Below are 21,685 nucleotides of genomic sequence, written 5' to 3'. Positions count from 1 at the left end.
CTCCTCTTGTTTTATTCCGGCATGCCGGTCCGGGACCGGGCTAAACCGAAAGCTCCTTCACGCACACAAATGGCATACCGATGGAACCGTTTCCCCCTCGGTATGCCGCACTTGACGTTCCGATGGAACCGCGGCACAGGATTCAGCCTCCAAACAGCCCGGTATGCGGAACGGTAGGTAAAGTAAGTATAGCATACCCTCCGCCAATGGTTAAGTCAACGGTTTTCTTTCCAATTCCAGGCGAATTTCACCCGGCTCCACTGGCAGTTTTCTGCATTTTTGACTATTTCTTCGTTTGGTATTCATCCGCCTGAGACGGGAACGGTCCGGCTGCCGCGTGGCAGCCGGACCGCTTGGATGTCCTATTTAGGCCTCGGGCTCGTCCTGAGCCTCAGGCTCGGCCTCCTCAGCGGGGGCCTCCAGCAGGGCACGGATGGACAGGGAGATCTTCTTGTTCTCCATATCCACGTCGGTGATCTTCACGTCCACCTTATCGCCCTCAGCCAGCACGTCGCTGGGCTTGTCGATACGGTGATCGGCAATCTGGGAAATGTGAATCAGGCCGTCCACGCCGGGCACAACCTCGGCGAAGGCGCCGAAGGTCATCAGCTTGACAATGCGCACGTTGGCCACATCGCCCACCTGATAGGTGCTGGTGAACACGGTCCAGGGATCCTGGCTGTGATCCTTCATGCCCAGGGAGATCTTCTTCTTCTCCTTGTCGGCGGAAATGACGTACACCTCCACGGTGTCGCCCACCTTCACCACCTCAGAGGGGTGCTTGATGCGGCTCCAGGACAGCTCGGAGATGTGGACCATGCCGTCCACGCCGCCGATGTCCACGAAAGCGCCGTAAGAAGTCAGGGACTTGACGGTGCCGGTGTAGCGCTTGCCGTCCTCAATCTCAGCCCAGACCTTCTCAGCAGCAGCAGCCCGCTCGGCACGGGTCACCTTGCTGATGGAACCCACCACACGGCGGCGGGCACGGTTGACCTCGGTGATGACCAGGCGAACCTTCTTCTTCAGCAGCTCGCTCATGGGAGTCTCACGGGGCAGACCGGTCTGAGAAGCGGGAACAAAGACAGGGATGCCCTTGATGGACACCACAACGCCGCCCTTGTTGTCCTCGGTCACGAAACCTTCCATAACGGTCTCGTTCTCCTTGGCCTCCTCGATCTCCTCCCAGCCCTTCACAGTGTCCAGACGCTTCTTGGACAGCTTGACCAGGCAGTCACGATCGCTGACCAGCATGACGTAGGTCTCGATCTCGTCGCCGACCTTGACCACATCCTCGGGCTTGACGGTGGGGTCGTTGCTCAGCTCAGACAGAGGAATGTAGCCGGGATACTTGATGCCCAGCTCCACCTGAATCTCGGTGGGCGTGATGTCAACTACAGTACCAGTAACCTTATCCCCCGTATTTAAAGTTTTGATCGACTCCTCCAGCAGCTCCGCAAAGGACTTTTCGATCTCCATGATTTCATCGCTCATTTTGTCATAGACCTCCTTTATTATCCACGCGGGTGTGGACGCACCCGCCGTGATGCCGACCATTTCAGCCTGCGGCATTTGGCTCAGATCCAAATCCGCCGCCCGTTCAATCAATTGAACGTGGGGACATGCCTCCCTGCAAAGCTCCGCCAGACGCTTTGTATTGGAGCTTTTCCGGTCGCCGATGACCACCATCATCCCGCACCGCTGGGCCAGTTGACGTGCCTCATTCTGGCGTTTGGACGTCGCTCCACATATTGTATCAAAAAACTCGGAGTTTGTACACTCTTTTTTTGCTTTTTTTAGGCACCCTTCCCAAATTTTCCGCGTAGACGTGGTTTGAGACACGAAGGTCAGAGGCAAATCACGCCGTTTTGGGTCCTCAGAAAGCCATGCCTCCAGGTCCTCTTCTCCGGACACAACCACCGCATGGGTGCACCAGCCGGCAATGGCAGTCACCTCCGGATGGTCGGGGGTCCCCACGATAACGGGCTGGCGTCCCTGGGCCTCTGCCTGAGCCACAATCTCGTGAATCCGCTTTACATTGGGACATGTAGCATCCAGGATCCGGACATTCCGGCTTTCCAGTGCCTGATAGACCCCGCGGCTCTCGCCATGGGAACGGATGATCACGCAGCTGCCCTCCGGCACGTCCTCCGGCCGCTCCACAACCCGCAGTCCCTGCTCCTCCAGGCGGTGAATCACATCCTGGTTATGAATGATGGAACCCAGCATCACGCACGGACGCTCCGCCCGGGCCGCGCAGTCCTCCGCCAGCTCCACCGCCCGGCGCACGCCGTAGCAAAAGCCGGCCGACTGGGCCAGTTCCAGCTTCATTCCTTCACCTCCAGGCTGTGAATCCGCCGCATCAGCTCCTCGGTAATCTCATCCAGCTCCCCTGCCGTGGGCTTTCTGCCCTGGAACGTGGGATAAAAGGGCTCGCCGATGACCACCAGGTTGGGGCGAAAGAGCCGCTTCTTGGCCGGAACATAAATCGGTACCAGGGGCACACCGGTCCGGGTTGCAAACATGGCCGCGCCCGTCTTGGCCGCCACGTCCTCGCCCTCATGGACTCGGGTTCCCTCGGGGAACATCAGCAGCTTATTTCCGTTTTTCAGAAATTTCAGCGCCGTCTTCACGGCTTTCATATCGGCGTGTCCTCGGTCAACTCCAAACACGCCTGCCTTGCCCAGCACCCATCCGATCACAGGCACCTGCATCACCTGGATTTTTGCCATGGCCCGCATGGGATACTTTCTTCCAAAGGCAAAGACCACATAGAAGGGGTCCCCGATGGTGGTGTGATTCGGGCACAGCACCGCTGCGCCCTCGGGAATATTTTCGCGTCCAATGGCGCGCACCGGCCGAAACAGATTAAAAAAAGGCCAGATGACCGCATACAGGAAGTGGAACCACCGGTCCCGTCTCCGATCCTGCTGCTCTTCCGTCTGGCCGGTGGCCTCGCGTTGCTCAACACTCACAGATCAATCTTCTCCTTTATGATAGAAAGCAGGGCCTGGAGGCTTTGCTCCAAATCCAAATTGGAGGTGTCCAGACACACTGCATCCTCTGCCTGCCGCAGAGGGGAGATGGCACGGGTTCGATCCTGCTCATCCCGCTTGATGATATCCCGCAGGATCTCCTCATAGGTCCCCTGCTGTCCCCGCTGCTCCAGCTCCAGAAGCCGGCGCTTGGCCCGCAGCTCCGCCGCAGCCGTGAGGAAAATTTTCACATCTGCCTGGGGCAGCACCACCGTGCCGATGTCCCGGCCGTCCATGAGCACATTGTGCTCTCTGGCCTGCCTGCGCTGGAAGTCCAGCAGAAAGGCCCGCACCTGGGGAATGGCCGAAACCTTGGAGGCCGCGCCCGAGACCTTATGCTCCCGGATGGCCTGGGTCACGTCCTCCCCGTCCAGATACATCTTCTGCTCCCCGTCCTGCCCATAGCTCATGCGGATGTCCAGCCCCTCCAGAAGGGGGACCACCTGCTCCGCCTGTTCCGGGTCAACGCCGGCGCGCAGCGCCTTCAGGGCCACGGTGCGGTAAATCGCCCCCGTGTCCACATACAAAAAGCCAAGGGCCTGGGCCGCCCGCCGGGCCAGAGTACTTTTCCCTGCCCCTGCCGGCCCGTCAATGGCTATACTTTTATATTCCATTCCTTCTGCCGCTCCCATTTCTTATGATTCCGGGACCTCCGGTCCGTTCCAATATTCCGCCGCGCTCTCTCCCGCCGCCCGGCCGGTTGCCCAGGCGATCTGGAGATTGAAGCCGCCGGTGTAGGCGTCCACATCCAAAAGCTCTCCGGCCAGATAGAGGCCCTCCACCTTTTTGGAGGCCATGGTCTTGGGGTCCACCTCGCCCACCTTTACGCCTCCCGAGGTCACAATGGCCTCGGCCACGGGCCGCGGTCCTTTGACCGACACCGAAAAGCGCTTGAACAGCTCCAGCAGCCGTCTCCGCTCCTCCCGGGTCACGTCGTGGGCCTTCTGCTCCGCCGGGATCTCCGCCCGGGTCAGCAGCACCGGAATGAGCAGCCGGGGTGCCAGTGCCTCCAGCACATGAGCCATATTCCGGTTGGCATTCTCCGTCAATTCCCGCACCAGGCGGGCGTCCAGCGTGGGCTCATCCAGTGCCGGCTTCAGGTCGATGGAGCAGGTGTAGCTGTCCTTTCGGAAATCCCGCATATGAGCGCTGGCCGACAGAATCAGCGGTCCGGACAGTCCAAAATGGGTGAACAGCAGCTCACCCTGGTCCCGATATATGATTTTACCTTTCCGGTTTCGTACCGTCAAGCCTACATTTTTCAGGGCCAGGCCCTGCATTTCTCCGCAAAAGGCGTCCTCCGACTCCAGGGGCACCAGCGAAGGACAGGGCTCCACGATGGTATGGCCCAGCTCCTCCGCCATCCGGTACCCGTCTCCGGTGGATCCGGTTCCGGGATAGGAGACACCTCCGGTAGCAAGGATAACCGCTTTACAGGGAATTTTGGTACCGCTCTCGGTCTCCACCGCCGTCACCACGCCGTCCTGACAGCACAGGGAGACCGCCCTCTCCTGCCGGATGGGGACCCGAAGACGTCGGAGCTCCCCAAACAGGGCATCAATAATATCCGCCGCCCGGTCCGATTGGGGAAACACCCGGTTTCCCCGCTCCACCTTCAGCGAAACGCCCAGCTGGGCAAAAAACTGCTCCACATCTTCCGGTGCAGTGCGGCTCATGGCACTGTATAAGAAGCGGCTGTTGCGGGGTACATTGGCCAGCACCTCCTCCGCAGAGCAGTGGTTGGTCACATTGCACCGGCCTTTCCCGGTGATATAGAGCTTCCGCCCCACCTTGGGGTTCCGTTCCAGAAGCTCCACCCGGGCTCCCTTCCGGGCTGCTGTGATGGCCGCCATCATGCCCGCGGCGCCGCCACCCACCACCAGCACCGGCATCTTATCCTCTGTCACTCCTGCACCTTCTCATAGACGCCGTACTCCGCCCAGATCGTCTCCAGCATCTGGAAGGTTCGGGTCAAATCATCATTTTTCTTTCGGCTCACCGCCACCAGAAGGGCGTTCACCAGAGACAGCGGAGCCACCAGGGAGTCCACAAAGGACGCCATATCGCTCCGGGCCTTCAACGTATATTTGGAACAGGGCACCAGGGGCGAAGCGTCGCTGTCAGTGATGGCTACCGTGGTGGCCCCCCGGTCCTGGGCAAAGCGCATGGCCTGCACCGTGCGGCTGGAGTACCGCGGGAAGCTGACACCCAATACCACGTCGCCCTCGCCCACCCGCAGCAGGCTCTCAAACACCTCGCTGGTGGTGTTGGCGGTTACCTCCACCACATTATCCAAAATAAGATTCAGGTAGAAGGTAAGGAAGGTGGCAATGGCCGTGGAGGAGCGCACGCCCATAATGTAAATTTTCCGGGCGGAGACAATGGCGTCCACTGCCTTCTCAAAGTGCTCCCGGTCCAGCTCCTCCAGGGTCAGCCGAATCTTCTCAATATCCGACTGCAGCACCATGGACAGCAGGTCCTGATCCCCAATCCGATCGTTGGTCACCTCAATGCGCTGCACGGAGGTCAGACGGTTCCGAATCATCTTTTGCAGGGATTTTTGCATATCCGGATAGCCGTCATAGCCAAGCTCAGCGGCAAAGCGCACAACGGTGGATTCGCTGACGTTGACCTTCTTTCCCAGACGGCTGGCCGTCATAAAGGCCGCCTTGTCATAAGAGTTTAAAATATAATTGGCAATCCGCTTTTGGCCCTTGGAAAAGGTGGCCATATTCTCCTGAATTACCGTGAGGATGTCACGATTCATCTTTCAATCATCTCCCAGACAAATTTGCCCGGCGGCAAAGAAATTCACTGGTATATCATACCTTGTCCCCTCAAAAAATGCAAGCGCTTTCTGCAAGAATTTCATCATTTCTTGCAGAAAGCGCTTTCTTCACCCATTTGATTCTCCGCGCAGCATCAGAATTTCCTGCCCGGTGAGCTCCCGCCACTGTCCCGGAGACAGGGTACGGTCCAGCATCAGCTCTCCCTCCCGGATCCGCTTGAGCCGCAGCACATTGAGCCCCGCCTGGGCGCACATGCGGCGCACCTGGCGGTTCTTTCCCTGGCAGATGACCACGGACAGCTGGGACACGCCTCCGGTAGTCTTTCCCCGGCGCACCCGGGCCGGAGCCAATTTCTCTCCGTCCAGCTCCATAGGGGCGGACAAGATGGGCAGGCCCCGCTTCACATCTCCGGTCACCCACACCAGATACTCCTTTTCAATGCGGTAGCTTGGATGGAGCAGACGGTTGGTCAGCTCTCCGTCATCCGTCATCAGGAGCAGTCCCTCAGAGTCCAGATCCAGCCGTCCCACCGGCCACACCCGGGCCGGACAGCCAGCCACCAGGTCGGCCACCGTCTTCCGCCCCTTCTCATCCGACAGGGTGGTCACATAGCCCCTGGGCTTGTTGAGCATGAGATAGGTCCGCTCTCCCCCCGGCCGCAGACTCCGTCCGTCCACCTGCACATCGTCCCGGTCCAGGTCAGCCCGGTCCCCCAGGTGGGCCTTCTCCCCGTTGACGGTGACCCGGCCGGCGGCAATCCACTCCTCCGCCGTCCGCCTGGAGGCCAGGCCGCAGGCGGAAATCAGTTTTTGCAGCCGCTCTTCCACGCTCGGCCCCTCCCTTCTCTTGTCCTTAACCGGGCAGCAGTCCGGTCAGCTTCTCCCACAGCTGCTCCCACCCGCTGGGGGTACGGAGACAGCAGTCCACATCCGTCCCGGCCACCAGAGGAATCCGCAGCTTCTCCTCTCCGTTCACCCGGTACACCGCCTCGCCCAGAACGGTCCCCTGCGCCACCGGCGCGGTGAGAGCGGTCTGGTCCAGCACCAGCTCCCGCTCCACCTCCTCGCCCCTGGCCACGCACAGCCGGGCGTCCTCCCCGGCGGCAACCCCACAGAAGGAGGTCAGGCCGCCCGACACGGGCAGCCGGCACAGCGTCTCCCCCGCCTCTGCCAGCAGCCGGCTCTCATAGCCGGCAAAGCCCTGGTCAAAGAGGGCGGTGTGGTCCGCCCAGTCGTTGGGGTCATTGAGGGTGACGCAGATGAGGGTCATCCCATCCCGCTCCGCCGCGGACACCAGGGTGCGCCCCGCTTTTTCGGTATAGCCGGTCTTCAGCCCCACACAGCCCTCATAGCGCCAGAGGAGCTTATTGTGATTGGTGAACACCCGGCCGGCCAGGGCCACGGAGCGGGTAGAGGCGATCTCCGCCAGGGTGTCGTTCTGCAGGCAGGCCCGGGCCAGCAGTGCCATGTCGTAGGCGGTAGAGTAGTGCCCCTCCTCATTTAGTCCTGTGGGGTTTGTAAAGTGACTATCCTTCATACCAAGTTCCGTTGCCTTGGCATTCATGTTCTCTGCAAATGCCTCCACGCTCCCGGCGCACACCAGAGCCGCCAGGGTGGCTGCGTCGTTGCCCGACTGGAGCAGCATCCCGTACAGCAGCGTCTCCAGCGTCACCTGCTCCCCGGGGCGCAGATAGATGGAGGAGCCCTCCACCCCGGTCCAGTCCGCCGGAACGGTGATCTCCTCCTTCAGGTCATGGCCCGACTCCAGCACCACCAGGGCGGTCATCAGCTTGGTGATGCTGGCAATGAGCCGTGGCTCATGGGCGTTTTTTTCATACAGCACCGTTCCGGTGTCCCCGTCCATCAAAATGGCGCAGGAGGCAGAGACCTCCGCCGCCTGGGCCGGAGATACGGGGAGTAGGATCAGCAGTGCGGCCACCGCCGCAGCAATCACTCGTTTCAACTTCCGTCACCTTCCAAATTCAGCTAACCTTAGTATGAAACAAAATCCAGCTCTACTCTCCCGGAAGGTTTCGGAAATTCAGCGGTTGTTAATCGGCAAACTCGCCCTGGGCCGCCTGCTCTGCCTTCTTCTCCTGCTGCTTGGCGATAAAATCAGTCACCTTGTCCACCACCTCGGGCACGGTGTCAATGACCCGGTCCACAGTGGTGGCAGGAGGAGGCGCCACAGGCAGCAGCTTGACGCCGCCGTCCCGGATCACCAGGAAGGCCACCGGCTCCAGCTTGGCACTGGCTCCGCTGCCGCCGCCGAAGGCGTTATCGCCCCCCATCTGCTGCTTCTTGGTGGAAAACTCCGTTCCGCCGCCCGCAACTCCAAAGGACAGCCGGGAGACCGGAATCAGGGTCACCCCGTCCGTCTCGATGGCCGTTCCAATAATGGCATTGGCGTCCGCCATGGCCCGCACGCTCTCCAGCGTGGTGCGCATCAGCTCGCTCAAGGGGTTATTCTTTTCCATAATCAGGCCGCCTTTCTCTGCTGTTGTTCCTGTTTTCTCCGGCCGCGCACCCGGAGGAAGGCCCGCAGGGCCCTGCATCCAAAGTACAGGCCCAGCCACACCATCTGTCCCACCTTCAGGGACAGGGAGGCCAGAGCATACACGGTAATGGTCCGTGCATCAAAGTCCACCACGGCCGAGGCTCTTCCGTCCCGCAGGTCAAAGGCCTCATTCAAGGTCCCCCACAGGGCGCCCAACGCTCCGTTGACCCGTCCGTACCGCATGGCGGCGTCCGCCGGATCGTCCGCCCCTACCGTCACCTTCAGGCGCAGCCTGTCCACCCGGATTTTACGCCGTACCTGCCCTGCCGCCTCCAGCAGGATGGGCAGCAGTGCCTGGATATACTCCAAAGCTCCCCCCGCCTGCTCCGCCAAATCGGGCTTGTCGGGCTCTTCCTTTGCCTTCGGCGTTTCAGGCGGACGGCTCTGCTTTTTTGCTTTTTTCTTCTTCAGGGGGTACACCTGGATCTTCCAGGCCGCAGCCCGCAGCCAGACCCGAAGGCCCTCTGCCCGGTACTCCGCCCCCACGCCCAGCCGAATCTGGCCCAGCAGCCAGAAAACAGCCAGCAAAATAACGAGGATCAGCAGTCCTCTCATGGCGCCTCCTCCCCGGCCTCCGACCGGGCGTCAGCTTCCTCCCCTTGGGATTCTTCCTCCTGCCGGAGCTTGGCCACCGCGGCCTCCAGCTCCAGGGTCATCTGGCTGCCCTCCTGAGAGGAGTCAGGCAGCTCAGGCAGCTCCTCCAGGCTGGACAGTCCGAAGGAACGAAGAAAATTCTTAGTGGTCCGGAACAGCACCGGGCGGCCCGGCACCGCCAGACGGCCCGCCTCCTCAATGAGCTCCCGCTCCAGCAGCAGGCTCACCGTATAGGAGCTATCCACCCCGCGCACCTGGTCCACATAGGCCCGGGTCACTGGCTGGTAATAGGCGATAACCGCCAGCACCTCCAGGGCGGGCTGGGACAGGCGAGCGGGCTTACGGCTCTCCAGGGTTTTCCGGATATAGTCCGCGTACTCCGGGGCGGAACACAGCTGGTAGCTGGTCTCCAGCCGCAGCAGTCGGATGCCCCGGCGCTGATAGCTGTACTTGTCCATCAGCTGCTGGGCCACCGCGTCCAGGGTAGGCCGATCCACCTCCAGCCCCAGGCACAGCCGCTCCACCGGCACCGGCTCTCCTGCGGCAAAGAGTACGCCCTCCAGGGCAGACTCCAATTCCTTGATTTCCAAGTCCTCTGTCTCCCCTCTCTCAATAGCGGTCCGTGGTAAACTCCGTCGGCTCCTCCGACTCCGTCTGGGTATAGGTGACGGTACAGTCCTCCTCCGTCCCCGCCAAACGCACCCGCCGGGCCTTGCACAGCTCCAGCACGGCCAGGAACGTGGCCACCACCTCAGAGCGGCTGCGGTTCCCCTTAAAGAGTGCCCGGAATCGGGTCACTCCAAACTGCACCAGCCGGCGCAGAATCTCCCCGGCCTTGTCCGTTACCGGGTAGGGCTCCCGGCCCACAATGCCCTGGAAGGCCGCCATGGGGGGCGGCAGCTTGTTGTCCGAGCGGCTGAGCACGGCGGTGATGGCCCGGCGCAGGTCCTCCTTGTCGTGGACATAGCGGTAGGTCTTGTCCGGCGTAATGGGCTCGGGGCCCTTGGTCAGATAGTCCCGCCCGTAGCGGTAGCGGTCGTCCAGGGCCGGAATAATTTCCTTGATTTTCAGGTAGTTCTCGTTGCGCTGGTGGGCCTCCAGGGTGGCAATGAGCTGCTCCATCTCAGAGAGGGCCTCCTCGTCGTGGATGGACAGCAGCATCCGGGTCTTAATATAAATGAGATGGGAGGCCATGGTGATAAACTCACTGGCCACCTCCAGATCCAGCTCCTTACGCTTGTTCATCCACTCCAGGTACTGGTCCAGGATGAGGGAAATCTGGATGTCCTTAATCTCCATCTTATTTTTGCTCAATAAGTGCAGGATTAAATCCAGAGGACCTACAAAGTCCTCCATATTTTCCTCCCTGGCCTTCACCACTCCGGCCAGGTGGTAGATGGGACTCTCCAATCATTCACCCCCATTCCAGCGTTTCCGTCAGAATATTATACCAGTTTGGGGGGTAAAACACAAGCCGCAATTCCCTTTCCGGCCCCCGGTCAGGCTGCCGCCGGCTCCCGATCGCTGCGGCGGAACAGGCGGTAGGCCACAATGCAGAGCAGAATCTGCACCACCGAGGAGAGCGGTGTGGCCAGGCCGATGTGAAACAGGTTGATGTTCTCCATATGGCTGATGACATAGACGGCGGGAATGCGCACGCAGAACGCACCCACCACTCCCTGTATCATCACAAACACCGTTCTGCCGCAGCCGTTGAAGTAGCCCACAAAGCAGAAGAGGATGGCGGTCAGAAGGCAGTCAATGGCATAGGCCTTCAGGTACTGGTGAGCAGCGGCAATCACCAGCGCTTCTCTGGAAAATACAGCGGACAGAGCCGCACCTCCGAAAAAGGCCAGCGTTCCCATAACCGCCCCCGCCAGCAGCGCCGTTTCCATCCCATAAAAGAGGGCTTTTCTGGAGCGCTGAGGCAGTCCCGCTCCATTGTTCTGGGCCACAAACGCGGAAATGGACTGCATATAAGCGGAGGCCACCAGCATCAGGAAGACGCACACCTTTTCCGCCACGCCCACGGCGGCAGACTCCGTGACCCCCATTCCGTTGACGATGATCTGGATAAACAGAAAGGAAAACTGCACCAGCATCTCCTGCAGGGCGATGGGAATGCCAACCCGCAAAATTCCTTTGACGCAGGATCCCTCCAGCCGGATGCAGGCTCTGGTAAAGACAAAGGGCAGCTTCTTTTTTCCGATGAGGTACAGGGAGCACACCACGCTCACCGCCTGGGCGCTGACTGTGGCCAGCGCGGCGCCCGCTGCCCCCATGCCGAATCCCGCCACCAGCACCAGATCGCCCACAATGTTGATGACACAGGCCACGGCCACTGTGAACAGCGGTGTCTTGGAATCTCCGATGCCGCGGAAGACTGCGCCGATTACGTTATAGGCCACAATGAACACAGTACCCATGCCGCAGATGCGGATATAGGCGCTGGTCTGGGCAAAGGCAGCCTCGGGGGCGTGCATAAACCGTGCCAAAACCTCACTGCCCGGCACCACCAATGCGGTCACCAGGACAGCCAGAATTCCAAAAATGACAATTCCCGTTCCGATTCCCCGCCCGGCCCGCTCCGTCTGACCCGCGCCGATGGCGTTTCCCACAAACACAGTGACACCCATGGTCAGTCCGGTAATCATCATGGTCACCAAATGAAAAAACTGACTGCCTGAGGCCACGCCGGATTGCTCTCCTGTCCCGGCAAACTGGCCTACAATAATCAGATCCGCTGCTCCATAAGCAGCCTGCAGCAGCAGGGCCAGCACCACGGGAAAGGCAAAGGTAATGAGAGATTTCAGAATTTTCCCCTGGGTTAAGTTCCGCTCCCTCATCCCTTCTGCTCCATTCTCTCTCCCTGCCCGGCAAACCAGGCCTCCGCGTACATCCCAAGTGCCGGAATCAGGTCCTTGATTCTACGGTAACTGGTGTTGATGCACAGGTCATAGCCGCGCACGTCGCTCCAGTCATAGGAGCAGAGCATATCATGCAGCTTGGCCCGCTCCCGGTCCACCTGGCGGATGTTTTTCTCATACTGCCGGTCGGTCAGCTGCTCCCCCTCCGGGGCTCTCGCCCGGCAGCGGGCAATCCGGGCGGGCATCTCAGCGTGGACAAACAGGCGCAGCGGCTCCAGCTCAGACAAAATCACATTGGCGTTTCGGCCCACAATGACACAGTTTCCCCGCTGTGCCAGCTCCTTAATCAGCTGCGTCTGACGGGCCAGCAGATTAGCGGAGAGCTGCGGCGCCCCCAGCTGCGCGGCAAAGGTGTGGCCGATGGAGATGGCAAAGCTCTGCATCCCCGCACCCCGCTCCAGCACCCGATCCAGGTATTCCTCATTAAGCGCGGTCTCCTCCGCCAGAAGGGTCAGAATTTCCCGGTCATAGTATGCGTACCCCAAATGCTCCGCCAGGCGCTTTCCCAGCTCCCGGCCTCCGCTGCCGAACTCACGGCTGACTGTAATCAGATTCATCCTTTGTACCTCCTAAAAAATGAGCCGGATAAGAAAACGGGAATTCCACCCGCCATCTTATCCGGCTCATAACTTACGTGTTATTTGCCCTCCGATGAAGCGCTGTCATTATAGCACACCCCATCTTCCTTGTAAAGCACCGGAGCCCTATCGCTCCCGGCGCTCCCAGGCAAGCCTTCCCGGCGCAGCCGCGCCAAAGGCTTTTTACTGTGCGCCGATTCCGGACAGGATGGCTCCCAAAAGCTCCTCCCGCCCTGTCCCCTTCTCGGCAGAGAAGGGAATCACCGGTACCTCCTCCCCCAGCTCCAGGACCTCCCGGATCTGCTGGAGATTGGGTTCAATCTCACTTTTCTTCAGCTTGTCCAGCTTGTTGGCAGCCACCACCAGGGGGCGGCCGGAGGCCTTGAACCAGTCGGCCATGGTGCGGTCGTCCGCCGTAGGCTTGTGGCGGGCGTCCACGATGAGTACCCCCAGGGTCAGCAGCTCCGGATGGGCAAAGTAGCGCTCCATCAGGCGGCCCCAGCGGTCCCGTTCGCTTTTGGACACCTTGGCATAGCCGTAGCCGGGCAGGTCCACCAGATAAAAGGTCCGGTCAATGGAAAAATAGTTAATATGAATGGTCTTTCCCGGCGCCGCGCCCACCCGGGCGAAATTCTTCCGATTGAGCAGCCGGTTGATGGAGGAGGACTTACCCACGTTGGAACGTCCGGCAAAGGCCACCTGGGGCAGCCCGTCCCGCACAAAGTCCTTCTCCGAGGCCGCCGAGAGAATAAACTCGGCCTGATGAAGATTGATTGCCATCACTCCACCTCACTGGCTCACTCGGGCGGAGGGACGTCCCTCCACCGGAGGAAGTACCGGAACACTGGGACTGTGGTTGGGCTCCGGCCGTTCCGCTACAGGCGCGGCATGGGGCAGCAGCGCGGTGGACAGCACCTGGTCCGCCCGCTCCACCAGCACAAACTGGAGGGCTTTCCGCACGGTCTGGTCAATCTCCTCCAGGTCCTTGTTGTTGTCGGCGGGGATAATCACCGTCTTGATGCCGTTTCGGAAGGCGGCCATGGTCTTCTCCTTCAGACCGCCGATGGGCAGCACCCGGCCCCGCAGGGTGACCTCGCCGGTCATGGCCAGCCCCCGGCGCACCGGGGTTCCCGTAAGCGCGGACACCATGGCCGTGGTGATGGCGATGCCCGCAGAAGGTCCGTCCTTGGGCACAGCGCCCTCAGGGAAGTGGACGTGGATGTCCTTCTCCTTGTAGAAGTTGGAAGCGATGCCCAGCCGGTCCGCCTGGCTGCGGATATAGGTGAGGGCGGTCTGAGCAGACTCCTTCATCACGTCGCCCAGGTTACCTGTCAACTCCACCTTGCCGGAGCCGGGCACGACATTGACCTCCACCTCCAGCAGCTCGCCGCCCACGGAGGTCCAGGCCAGGCCGTTGACTACGCCGATCCGTTCCTCCAGCGCCTGGCGCTCGGGGTAATAGCGGGGCACACCCAGATATTCCTCCAGATCTTTTTCTGTAATGCGGACAGACTTTACATCCTCTGATACCACTTTCATGGCCGTCTTGCGGCAGATTGCAGCCAGCTTGCGCTCCAGCACACGCACGCCCGACTCCCGGGTATAGGAGGCAATGACCTCCCGGATGGCGTTGTCCGTCAGCTTCAGCTGAGTCCGCTTCAGGCCGTGGCGCTCCAGCTCCTTGGGCAGCAGGTGCCGCTTGGCAATCTGCAGCTTCTCTTCGTCGGTGTAGCTGGACAGCTCAATGACCTCCATCCGGTCCAGCAGAGGACGGGGAATGGTGTCTGTGGTGTTGGCTGTGGTGACAAAGAGGACCTGGGACAGGTCAAAGGGCACCTCCAGGAAGTTGTCCCGGAAGGTGGCGTTCTGCTCCCCGTCCAGCACCTCCAGCAGCGCGGAGGCGGGATCGCCCCGGTGGTCGTGGCCCAGCTTATCGATCTCGTCCAGCAGCACAAGCGGATTGCAGCTGCCCGCCTGGCTGATGGCGTTGATGATGCGGCCCGGCATGGCCCCCACATAAGTCTTGCGGTGGCCACGGATTTCCGCCTCATCGCTGACGCCGCCCAGGGAGATACGGGCCAGCTTCCGGTTCATGGCCCGGGCCATGGACATGGCAATGGAGGTCTTGCCCACGCCAGGAGGACCGACAAGGCAAAGCACTTGCCCCTTCAGTTCAGGAGCCAGCTGCTTCACCGCCACAAACTCCAGAATCCGCTCCTTGACCTTCTCCAGACCGAAGTGGTCGTGGTCCAGTGCCTTGCGCACGGCGGCCACGCTAACCTTCTCCTTGGTGGTCTTGCCCCAGGGCAGCTCCAGGCACACATCCAGGTAGCTGCGCAGCACAGTGGCCTCCGAGGATCCAAAGGGCTGCTTACCCAGGCGGTCCAGCTCCTTGTTGAGCTTCTCCCGCACCGGGTCAGGCAGCGTGAGCTGGGCAATCTTCTTCCGGTACTCCCCGATCTCGTCGTCGGAGTCCCCCTCCCCCAGCTCGTTCTGGATGGCCTTCATCTGCTCCCGCAGGTAATAGTCCCGCTGGTGGTCGGAGATCTGCTCCCTGGCCTTGTTCTGAATTTCCATGTCCAGAGAGAGAATTTCCACCTCCCGCTCCAGCAGACGGTGCAGCTTCTCCAGGCGGCGGACCGGGCGCAGCTCCTCCAGCACTGCCTGCTTATCGCTGTTGCGCATGGCGATGTTCTGGGCAATGTAGTCGGCGATGTAGCCCGGGTCCTGGCTGGCCAGCACATGGACCAGCAGGTCGGGGGAAATCTTGGGCGCCAGCTCGGTATAGTGCTGGAACAGCTCATAGGTGGAGCGCATCAGGGCCTCCACCCGGGGGGTGCTGCGCGGAGCGGCCCCCTCCTCAATCTCCTGCACCTCGGCCTCCAGGTAGGGCTCCTTCTGCAGAATCTGCACTAGCCGTCCCCGCTTCTGGCCCTCCACCATGACCCGCACGTTATCCCCGGGCATCCGGAGAATCTGGCGGATATTGGAGATGGTGCCTACGGTATACAAGTCCTTCTGCTCCGGGGCTTCTATGGAGATGTCCTTCTGCCCCACCAGAAACACGGAGCTTCCTGCTGTAATGGCTTCCTCCAGCGCTTTCACCGAGGCATCCCGGGCCACTTCAAAATGGATCAAGACATTGGGAAATACCGTCAGTCCCCGCAGGGCAATCACCGGCATGGTGCTGGCGGCCGTCTCATTCTTCTCTTTGCTCACAAAAACTCACTTCCTCTCAGGGATAAATGACAGGGACGCCCCCAGAGCCCGCCGTTCCGGGGGCACCGCGGGGCGTCCGTATAAATTTTGATTCATTTCAGGGGCGATTTTAACCCACATTGGTGCCGGGCAGTCCGCCCCGCTCCGCCCGCAGGGACGCCTTTCCCAGGCACACCCGCTGCGTCCGCTCCGGGTCCCGGATCAGCTCCGGCTGGGTGTGATTCACAATGGAATCCCCGGTAATTTCCACCTTCACAATGGTGGGATCGGAGGGCACGTCGTACATGATGCCGTTCATGACCTCCTCCAGCACGGCCCGCAGACCGCGGGCGCCGATGCCCCGCTCCACAGCCCGGTCGGCCACCGCCTCCAGAGCCTCCCGGGTGAAGTCCAGCTCCACCTGGTCGTACTCCATCAGCTTCTGGTACTGCTTGACCAGAGCATTCTTGGGCTCGGTGAGAATCTGCACCATCTGATCCCGGTCCAGGGACTCCAAAGTGGTAATCACCGGCAGACGGCCCACCAGCTCGGGAATGATGCCAAACTTCAGCAGGTCCTGGGGCTGAATTTCCGCCATCAACTGGCCCACATTGCGCTCCTTGCGGCTCTGGACCTCCGCCCCGAAGCCCATGGACCGCTTATCCAGACGGTTTTCGATGATCTTATCAATTCCGTCAAAGGCGCCGCCGCAGATGAACAGGATGTTCTTGGTGTCCACCTGGATAAACTCCTGGTGGGGGTGCTTCCGGCCGCCCTGAGGCGGCACGTTGGCCACGGTGCCCTCCAGAATCTTCAGCAGAGCCTGCTGCACACCCTCGCCGGACACATCACGGGTGATGGAGGTATTCTCGCTCTTCCGGGCGATTTTGTCCATCTCATCAATATAGATAATGCCCCGCTCCGCCAGCTCCACGTCGTAGTCGGCGGCCTGCACCAGGCGCAGCAGGATATTCTCCACGTCGTCGCCCACGTAGCCGGCCTCGGTGAGGGTGGTGGCGTCGGCGATGGCGAAGGGCACCTTCAGCACCCGGGCCAGGGTCTGGGCAAAGAGGGTCTTGCCGCAGCCGGTGGGACCCATGAGCAGGATGTTGCTCTTCTGCAGCTCCACATCCTCGCCGCCGCCGAAATAGATGCGCTTATAGTGATTATAGACCGCCACGGACAGGGCCATTTTAGCCTTCTCCTGGCCGATGATATACTGGTCCAGTACGGCGTGGATCTCCTTGGGCGTGGGGATGACGTCGGGGATGTTGTCCGCAACGGGCTCCTCCACCTGGTCATAGCCCTCATCCAGGATTCCCATGCACAGCTGCACACACTCATTGCAGATATAGGCCCCGGGGCCGGCGATCAGCCGGCGCACCTGGTCCTGGTGCTTGCCGCAGAAGGAACAGCGGATGGTCTTCTTGTCGTCATTTCTTGCCATGGATACACCTCATAGAATACGTTGAGAACAACGGAATTTCTCAGCGCTTATCAATCACCCGGTCGATGAGGCCGTACTCCACAGCCTCCTGGGCGGTCATGAAGTTGTCCCGCTCGCAGTCGGCGGTAACCACCTCAATGGACTTGCCCGTATTCTCAGACAGGATGCGGTTCATGCGCTTCTTCACGACCTCCAGCCGTTTGAGATGGATGGCCATGTCGGTAATCTGGCCCTGGGTGCCGGCGGAAGGCTGGTGAATCATAATCTCCGCATTGGGCAAGGCGAAGCGCTTGCCCTTGGCTCCGGAGGAGAGCAGGAAGGCTCCCATGGAGGCGGCCAGACCGATGCAGATGGTGGATACGTCGCACTTGACGTACTGCATGGTGTCATAGATGGCCATACCGGCAGTGACCGAGCCGCCGGGGCTGTTGATGTAGAACTGAATGTCCTTGTCGGGGTCCTGAGCCTCCAGATACAGAAGCTGAGCCACTACCAGAGAGGCGGTAGTGTCGTTGACCTCCTCGGACAGCATGATAATACGGTCGTTCAGCAGACGGGAGAAGATGTCGTAGGAGCGCTCGCCCCGGTTGGTCTGCTCTACTACATAGGGAACTAAACTCATGATCAATACTCCTTTTCGAGACGTGATACCAAATTATACCCGAACCGCCGAAAATCATTCCTCCGGTCCGGATTCCGGTCACACACAAAAACCCGCTCCGGCTCCGGTATCTCCCTCTCCGTCAAGATACAGGCGCCCGGGGCGGCTTTTGCCGCCCCGGGACGTAATGAAGTTACTCGGCTTTGGTTTCCTCGGCCTGAGGCTCCTCAGCAGCCTCTTCCTTCTTCTTGGTCTTCTTGGCGGCGGCCTTCTTGGCCTTGCCGGGCTTGGCCTCGGCCAGGACCAGGTCGTTGGCCTTCTTCAGGCGCAGATCCCGCTTCAGATCCTCGGCGGGAACAGCGGCCTTCACCCGCTCCTCGTCCAGGCCGTACTGCTCGGCCAGACGCTTGATCTCGGTGTCAATCTCCTCCTGGGAGACCTCCAGGTTCTCGGCGTCCGCCACAGCGGTGAGGGCCAGCTCCATCTGAACCTGACGCAGCGCGGAGGGACGGGCGGAGGCCCGGACCATGTCGCCGTTCATGTTCATCATCTTCATATAGTCGTCCATGGAGATGCCCTGGCTCTGCAGCCGCATAGCGTAGTCGTCCATCAGCTTATCCAGCTGGACCTCCACCATGCCGTCGGGAATCTCGCACTCCATGTTGGCAATCAGCTGCTCCATGACGCCGTTCTCAAAGTCGGCCTGAGCCTGATTGCTGCGGCGCTCGGCCAGCTTCGCACCCAGGTCCTTGCGGAAGGCCTCCAGGGTCTCAAACTCGGACACGTCCTTGGCAAACTCGTCGTCCACCTCGGGAGCCTGGGGCTCCTTGACCTCGTTGACCTTCACATGGAAGACCACGGCCTTGCCGGCCAGGTCAGCGTGATAGTCCTCGGGGAAGGTGATGTCCAGGTCCTTCTCCTCACCGGCCTTCATGCCGATGACCTGCTCCTCAAAGCCGGGAACAAAGGTGCCGGAACCCAGCTTCAGCTCGTAGTTCTCGCCCTTGCCGCCCTCGAAGGGAGTGCCGTTGTCAAAGCCCTCAAAGTCAATGACAGCGGTGTCGCCCTTCTTGGCCTTGCGCTTGACGCTCACCAGGCGGGTAGCCCGCTCGATGTAGGGCTTCAGCTCGTTGTCAATGTCCTTCTCGGTGACCTTGGCCTCCTCCTTGGGAGCGGTCAGGCCCTTGTAGGTGCCCAGCTTAACCTCGGGACGGACGGAGACCAGAGCCTTGAAGGTGAAGCCGTCCTTGCCCACCTCAACGACCTCCATCTTGGGGTAACCCACGTCGTCCAGGTTCTGCTCCTTTACGGCCTCCTCATAGGCGCCGGGATAGACGGCATTGATAGCATCTTCATAAAACACGCCGGCGCCGTACATTCCCTCAATGATCTTCCGGGGAGCCTTGCCCTTACGGAAGCCGGGAACGGAGATGCGGCCGCGGTTCTTCAGGTAGGCCTGCTGAACAGCAGCCTCGAACTCCTCGGCTCCAACCTCGATGGTCAGCTCGACCGTGCTCTTTTCTTTCTTCTCAACACTGGTGACCTTCATTTGTTAATTTCCTCCTGTCGGCGCCGTCCGCCTGCCACTGAGGCAGCCAGCCGCCGCTTCTTTTTACTTTCGCCACGATATTTTATCAGATCTATGCCTGTTTGACCAGAGCATTTTTAAGAAATTTCCATGAATTTTTCTTCATGGCAGGATTTTTTCCGGTTGAAAGCCCAAATAGTCCGCCGCGACCAGGTGATATTCCACCTTTCCCCGCAATCCGGACACCGCCAGACGGTGGCTTCCGCCGTGGAGATGGCCGTAATAGCAGCGTGTCACACCGTACCGCTCCATGAGGTCAATGATCTCCTGGCAGCGGTAGCCCTGGTAGAGGGGCGGATAGTGGAGAAAGCAGAACTTCTCCCGCTCCCCCCCTGCCTTCAGAGAGGCCTCCAGCCGAATGAGCTCCCGGTTGAAAATTTTCGCGCTGTGCTCGCCCCGGTCCTCTTCGTAGAACCAGCCCCGGGTCCCGCACAGGGCCACGTCACCGTAAACATGGCAGTTGTTGTGGAGCAGCTCCAGAGTGGAAAATTCGTTCTCCTGGAAAAAGCGGCGCATCTTCTGGGCGGTGGTCCACCAGTAGTCGTGGTTGCCCTTCATCAGCAGCTTCCGCCCCGGCAGCCCGTCCAGAAAGGCGAAGTCCTCCCGGGCCTCCTCCAGGCTCATGCCCCAGGAGATGTCCCCGCACAGCACCACCGTGTCCTCCGGCTCTACAACCTCAAAGCCCCGGCGCAGCTTGTCCACATAGCCGGTCCAGCCGCCGCCGAACACATCCATGGGCTTGTTGCTGCCCAGGGAAAGGTGGGTGTCTCCAATGGCATACAGGGCCATAGGCTTACTCCAGCATGGACAGCACCGCGTCCTCCATGTGCTCCTTGGCTACCTCCTGGGTGAAGCGGACGGGCTTGTTCCGCAGAGAGGCCAGAGGCGTGGGAGCGGGCAGGCCGGTCTTTTCCGAGAGCTGATCCAGGGCGTCCAGACCGGGGGCAATCTCCTTCTCCCCCAGGGCACCCAGCACGTTGTCGCAGAACTTGAAGGGACTGGCGGTGGACACCACCACGCAGGGGGTGTTGTCTCCCGTCTCGGCCCGGTACTGCTCCAGAGCGGACACAGCCACAGCCGTATGGGGATCGATGAGGTACTCGTACTTCTCGTACACCTCGTCGATAACCCGCTGGGTCTCCTTATCGTCGCAGCAGTAGCCGCAGAACAGCTTCTGAATCTTCTCCCGGACAGCGTCCCGCACCTGGTAGCGCCCGGCGGCGTTCAGCTGCTCCATGTATCCCTTTACCTCGTCCACATCCTGGGTGAGCGCCAGCAGCAGCCGCTCCAGGTTGGAGGAGATGAGGATGTCCATGGAGGGGGACATGGTATTATAGAAGGTACGGTTCCGGTCATAGGTGCCGGTCCGGATGAAGTCGGTGAGGACGTTGTTGCTGTTGGAGGCACAGATGAGCTTGGCAATGGGCACGCCCATCTCCCGGGCGTAGTAGGCGGCCAGGATGTTGCCGAAGTTTCCGGTGGGGACGCAGACGTTGATGGGCTGGCCGGCGGAAATCTTCTCATCCCGCAGCAGATCGCAGTAGGCGGAGACGTAGTACACAATCTGAGGCAGCACCCGGCCCCAGTTGATGGAGTTGGCCGAGGAGAAGAAATAGCCCTTCTCCGCCAGGGTCTGGCGCAGCTTCTCGTCGGAGAAGAGGCGCTTGACGCCGGTCTGCGCGTCGTCAAAGTTGCCCTGCACCGCGGCCACGCCCACATTCTCACCCTCCTGGGTGATCATCTGCAGCTGCTGAACCTGGGACACGCCGTCCTTGGGATAGAAGACCAGAATCTTGGTCCGGGGCACGTCCTGGAAGCCGGCCAGGGCGCCCTTGCCTGTGTCACCGGAGGTGGCCACCAGAATGAATACCGTCTTGAACTCCTCCGTCTTGGTGAGGGAGGCGGTGAGCAGGTGGGGCAGCATCTGCAGCGCCATGTCCTTGAAGGCACAGGTGGGGCCGTGCCACAGCTCCAGACAGTGGGTGGTGTCGTTCAGGGTCCGCACCGGAGCTACCGCGGGCGTATCAAACTTTTCCGGGCCGTAAGCGGCACTGGCAAAGTCAGTGAGCTCCTTGACGGAAAACTCCTCCAGGAAGTGCTTCATGATGTAGATGGCCCGCTGCTGATAAGACATGCCCTTCAAATCCTCCAGGGCGCTGCCCGCAAGCTTGGGGATGTAACAGGGCGTCAGCAGTCCGCCATCCGCCGCAAGCCCCTGGGCAATGGCCTGGGAGGCAGTGCAGCGGACGGATGCATCTCTTGTGCTGGTATATTGCATCGTAAAATCATTCCCATCTGTGTCAAACTGAAGCTGCCTTGGGCAGCGCATACACTTGATATTATATTATGCCAGCTTCCCCGGGGAAGGTCAAGTA

20 protein-coding genes are annotated in these 21,685 nt (G+C 60.6%); all 20 read right to left on the bottom strand.

Features of this window, described 5'->3' with window-relative positions; all coding sequences use genetic code 11:
* Positions 1-366 precede the first annotated feature (366 nt).
* Positions 367-2,328 carry a bifunctional 4-hydroxy-3-methylbut-2-enyl diphosphate reductase/30S ribosomal protein S1 gene (locus tag AC3YUO_RS07775; protein WP_489962458.1) on the bottom strand — a complete coding sequence of 654 codons (1,962 nt, stop codon included), beginning with the start codon at positions 2,326-2,328 and terminating at the stop codon, positions 367-369.
* The gene (locus tag AC3YUO_RS07770) at positions 2,325-2,972 is read right to left on the bottom strand and encodes a lysophospholipid acyltransferase family protein (RefSeq protein ID WP_489962457.1); all 648 of its coding nucleotides are present in this window, start codon (positions 2,970-2,972) and stop codon (positions 2,325-2,327) included. The genes AC3YUO_RS07775 and AC3YUO_RS07770 overlap by 4 nt, the downstream gene beginning before the upstream one ends.
* Entirely contained in the window at positions 2,969-3,646 is a 678-nt protein-coding gene (cmk, locus tag AC3YUO_RS07765; RefSeq protein WP_489962456.1) for a (d)CMP kinase, read from the bottom strand. Before cmk ends, AC3YUO_RS07770 begins: the two co-directional genes overlap by 4 nt.
* A gap of 21 nt (positions 3,647-3,667) precedes the next feature.
* Positions 3,668-4,924 carry a BaiN/RdsA family NAD(P)/FAD-dependent oxidoreductase gene (locus AC3YUO_RS07760; RefSeq protein ID WP_489962538.1) on the bottom strand — a complete coding sequence of 419 codons (1,257 nt, stop codon included), beginning with the start codon at positions 4,922-4,924 and terminating at the stop codon, positions 3,668-3,670.
* Between the two features lie 11 nt (positions 4,925-4,935).
* On the bottom strand, positions 4,936-5,799 hold the full coding sequence (locus AC3YUO_RS07755; RefSeq protein ID WP_489962455.1) for a MurR/RpiR family transcriptional regulator: 864 nt from the start codon (positions 5,797-5,799) through the stop codon (positions 4,936-4,938).
* Between the two features lie 129 nt (positions 5,800-5,928).
* A complete protein-coding gene (locus AC3YUO_RS07750) occupies positions 5,929-6,648 on the bottom strand; it encodes a pseudouridine synthase (RefSeq protein ID WP_489962454.1) in 720 nt (239 codons plus the stop codon).
* Between the two features lie 25 nt (positions 6,649-6,673).
* On the bottom strand, positions 6,674-7,774 hold the full coding sequence (locus tag AC3YUO_RS07745; RefSeq protein ID WP_489962537.1) for a D-alanyl-D-alanine carboxypeptidase family protein: 1,101 nt from the start codon (positions 7,772-7,774) through the stop codon (positions 6,674-6,676).
* Between the two features lie 97 nt (positions 7,775-7,871).
* Complete coding sequence (ytfJ, locus tag AC3YUO_RS07740) at positions 7,872-8,297, bottom strand: GerW family sporulation protein (protein ID WP_489962453.1); 426 nt, start codon at positions 8,295-8,297, stop codon at positions 7,872-7,874.
* Between the two features lie 2 nt (positions 8,298-8,299).
* Entirely contained in the window at positions 8,300-8,932 is a 633-nt protein-coding gene (locus AC3YUO_RS07735; protein WP_489962452.1) for a DUF2953 domain-containing protein, read from the bottom strand.
* A complete protein-coding gene (scpB, locus tag AC3YUO_RS07730; protein ID WP_489962451.1) occupies positions 8,929-9,561 on the bottom strand; it encodes an SMC-Scp complex subunit ScpB in 633 nt (210 codons plus the stop codon). The genes AC3YUO_RS07735 and scpB overlap by 4 nt, the downstream gene beginning before the upstream one ends.
* Before the next feature lie 19 nt (positions 9,562-9,580).
* The gene (locus tag AC3YUO_RS07725) at positions 9,581-10,381 is read right to left on the bottom strand and encodes a segregation and condensation protein A (protein WP_489962450.1); all 801 of its coding nucleotides are present in this window, start codon (positions 10,379-10,381) and stop codon (positions 9,581-9,583) included.
* An 89-nt stretch (positions 10,382-10,470) separates the two neighbouring features.
* Entirely contained in the window at positions 10,471-11,817 is a 1,347-nt protein-coding gene (locus tag AC3YUO_RS07720; RefSeq protein ID WP_489962449.1) for an MATE family efflux transporter, read from the bottom strand.
* Entirely contained in the window at positions 11,814-12,455 is a 642-nt protein-coding gene (locus tag AC3YUO_RS07715; RefSeq protein WP_489962448.1) for a cytidylate kinase-like family protein, read from the bottom strand. Before AC3YUO_RS07715 ends, AC3YUO_RS07720 begins: the two co-directional genes overlap by 4 nt.
* Positions 12,456-12,659: 204 nt before the next feature.
* The gene (yihA, locus tag AC3YUO_RS07710; RefSeq protein WP_489962447.1) at positions 12,660-13,256 is read right to left on the bottom strand and encodes a ribosome biogenesis GTP-binding protein YihA/YsxC; all 597 of its coding nucleotides are present in this window, start codon (positions 13,254-13,256) and stop codon (positions 12,660-12,662) included.
* Positions 13,257-13,265: 9 nt separating this feature from the next.
* Positions 13,266-15,659 (bottom strand): endopeptidase La, encoded by a 2,394-nt coding sequence (gene lon, locus AC3YUO_RS07705; protein ID WP_489962536.1) that lies wholly within the window; start codon positions 15,657-15,659, stop codon positions 13,266-13,268.
* A 145-nt stretch (positions 15,660-15,804) separates the two neighbouring features.
* Complete coding sequence (gene clpX, locus AC3YUO_RS07700; protein ID WP_489962446.1) at positions 15,805-17,121, bottom strand: ATP-dependent Clp protease ATP-binding subunit ClpX; 1,317 nt, start codon at positions 17,119-17,121, stop codon at positions 15,805-15,807.
* A 40-nt stretch (positions 17,122-17,161) separates the two neighbouring features.
* Complete coding sequence (clpP, locus tag AC3YUO_RS07695) at positions 17,162-17,743, bottom strand: ATP-dependent Clp endopeptidase proteolytic subunit ClpP (RefSeq protein ID WP_118642745.1); 582 nt, start codon at positions 17,741-17,743, stop codon at positions 17,162-17,164.
* A 172-nt stretch (positions 17,744-17,915) separates the two neighbouring features.
* Entirely contained in the window at positions 17,916-19,271 is a 1,356-nt protein-coding gene (gene tig, locus AC3YUO_RS07690) for a trigger factor (protein WP_489962445.1), read from the bottom strand.
* Between the two features lie 141 nt (positions 19,272-19,412).
* Positions 19,413-20,099 carry a metallophosphoesterase gene (locus tag AC3YUO_RS07685; protein WP_489962444.1) on the bottom strand — a complete coding sequence of 229 codons (687 nt, stop codon included), beginning with the start codon at positions 20,097-20,099 and terminating at the stop codon, positions 19,413-19,415.
* Between the two features lie 4 nt (positions 20,100-20,103).
* A complete protein-coding gene (gene thrC, locus AC3YUO_RS07680; RefSeq protein WP_489962443.1) occupies positions 20,104-21,588 on the bottom strand; it encodes a threonine synthase in 1,485 nt (494 codons plus the stop codon).
* Positions 21,589-21,685 lie beyond the last annotated feature (97 nt).

This window comes from Pseudoflavonifractor sp. HNCC25GI2 (assembly GCF_058136395.1).
This window is presented reverse-complemented; position numbering and strand designations above follow the sequence as displayed.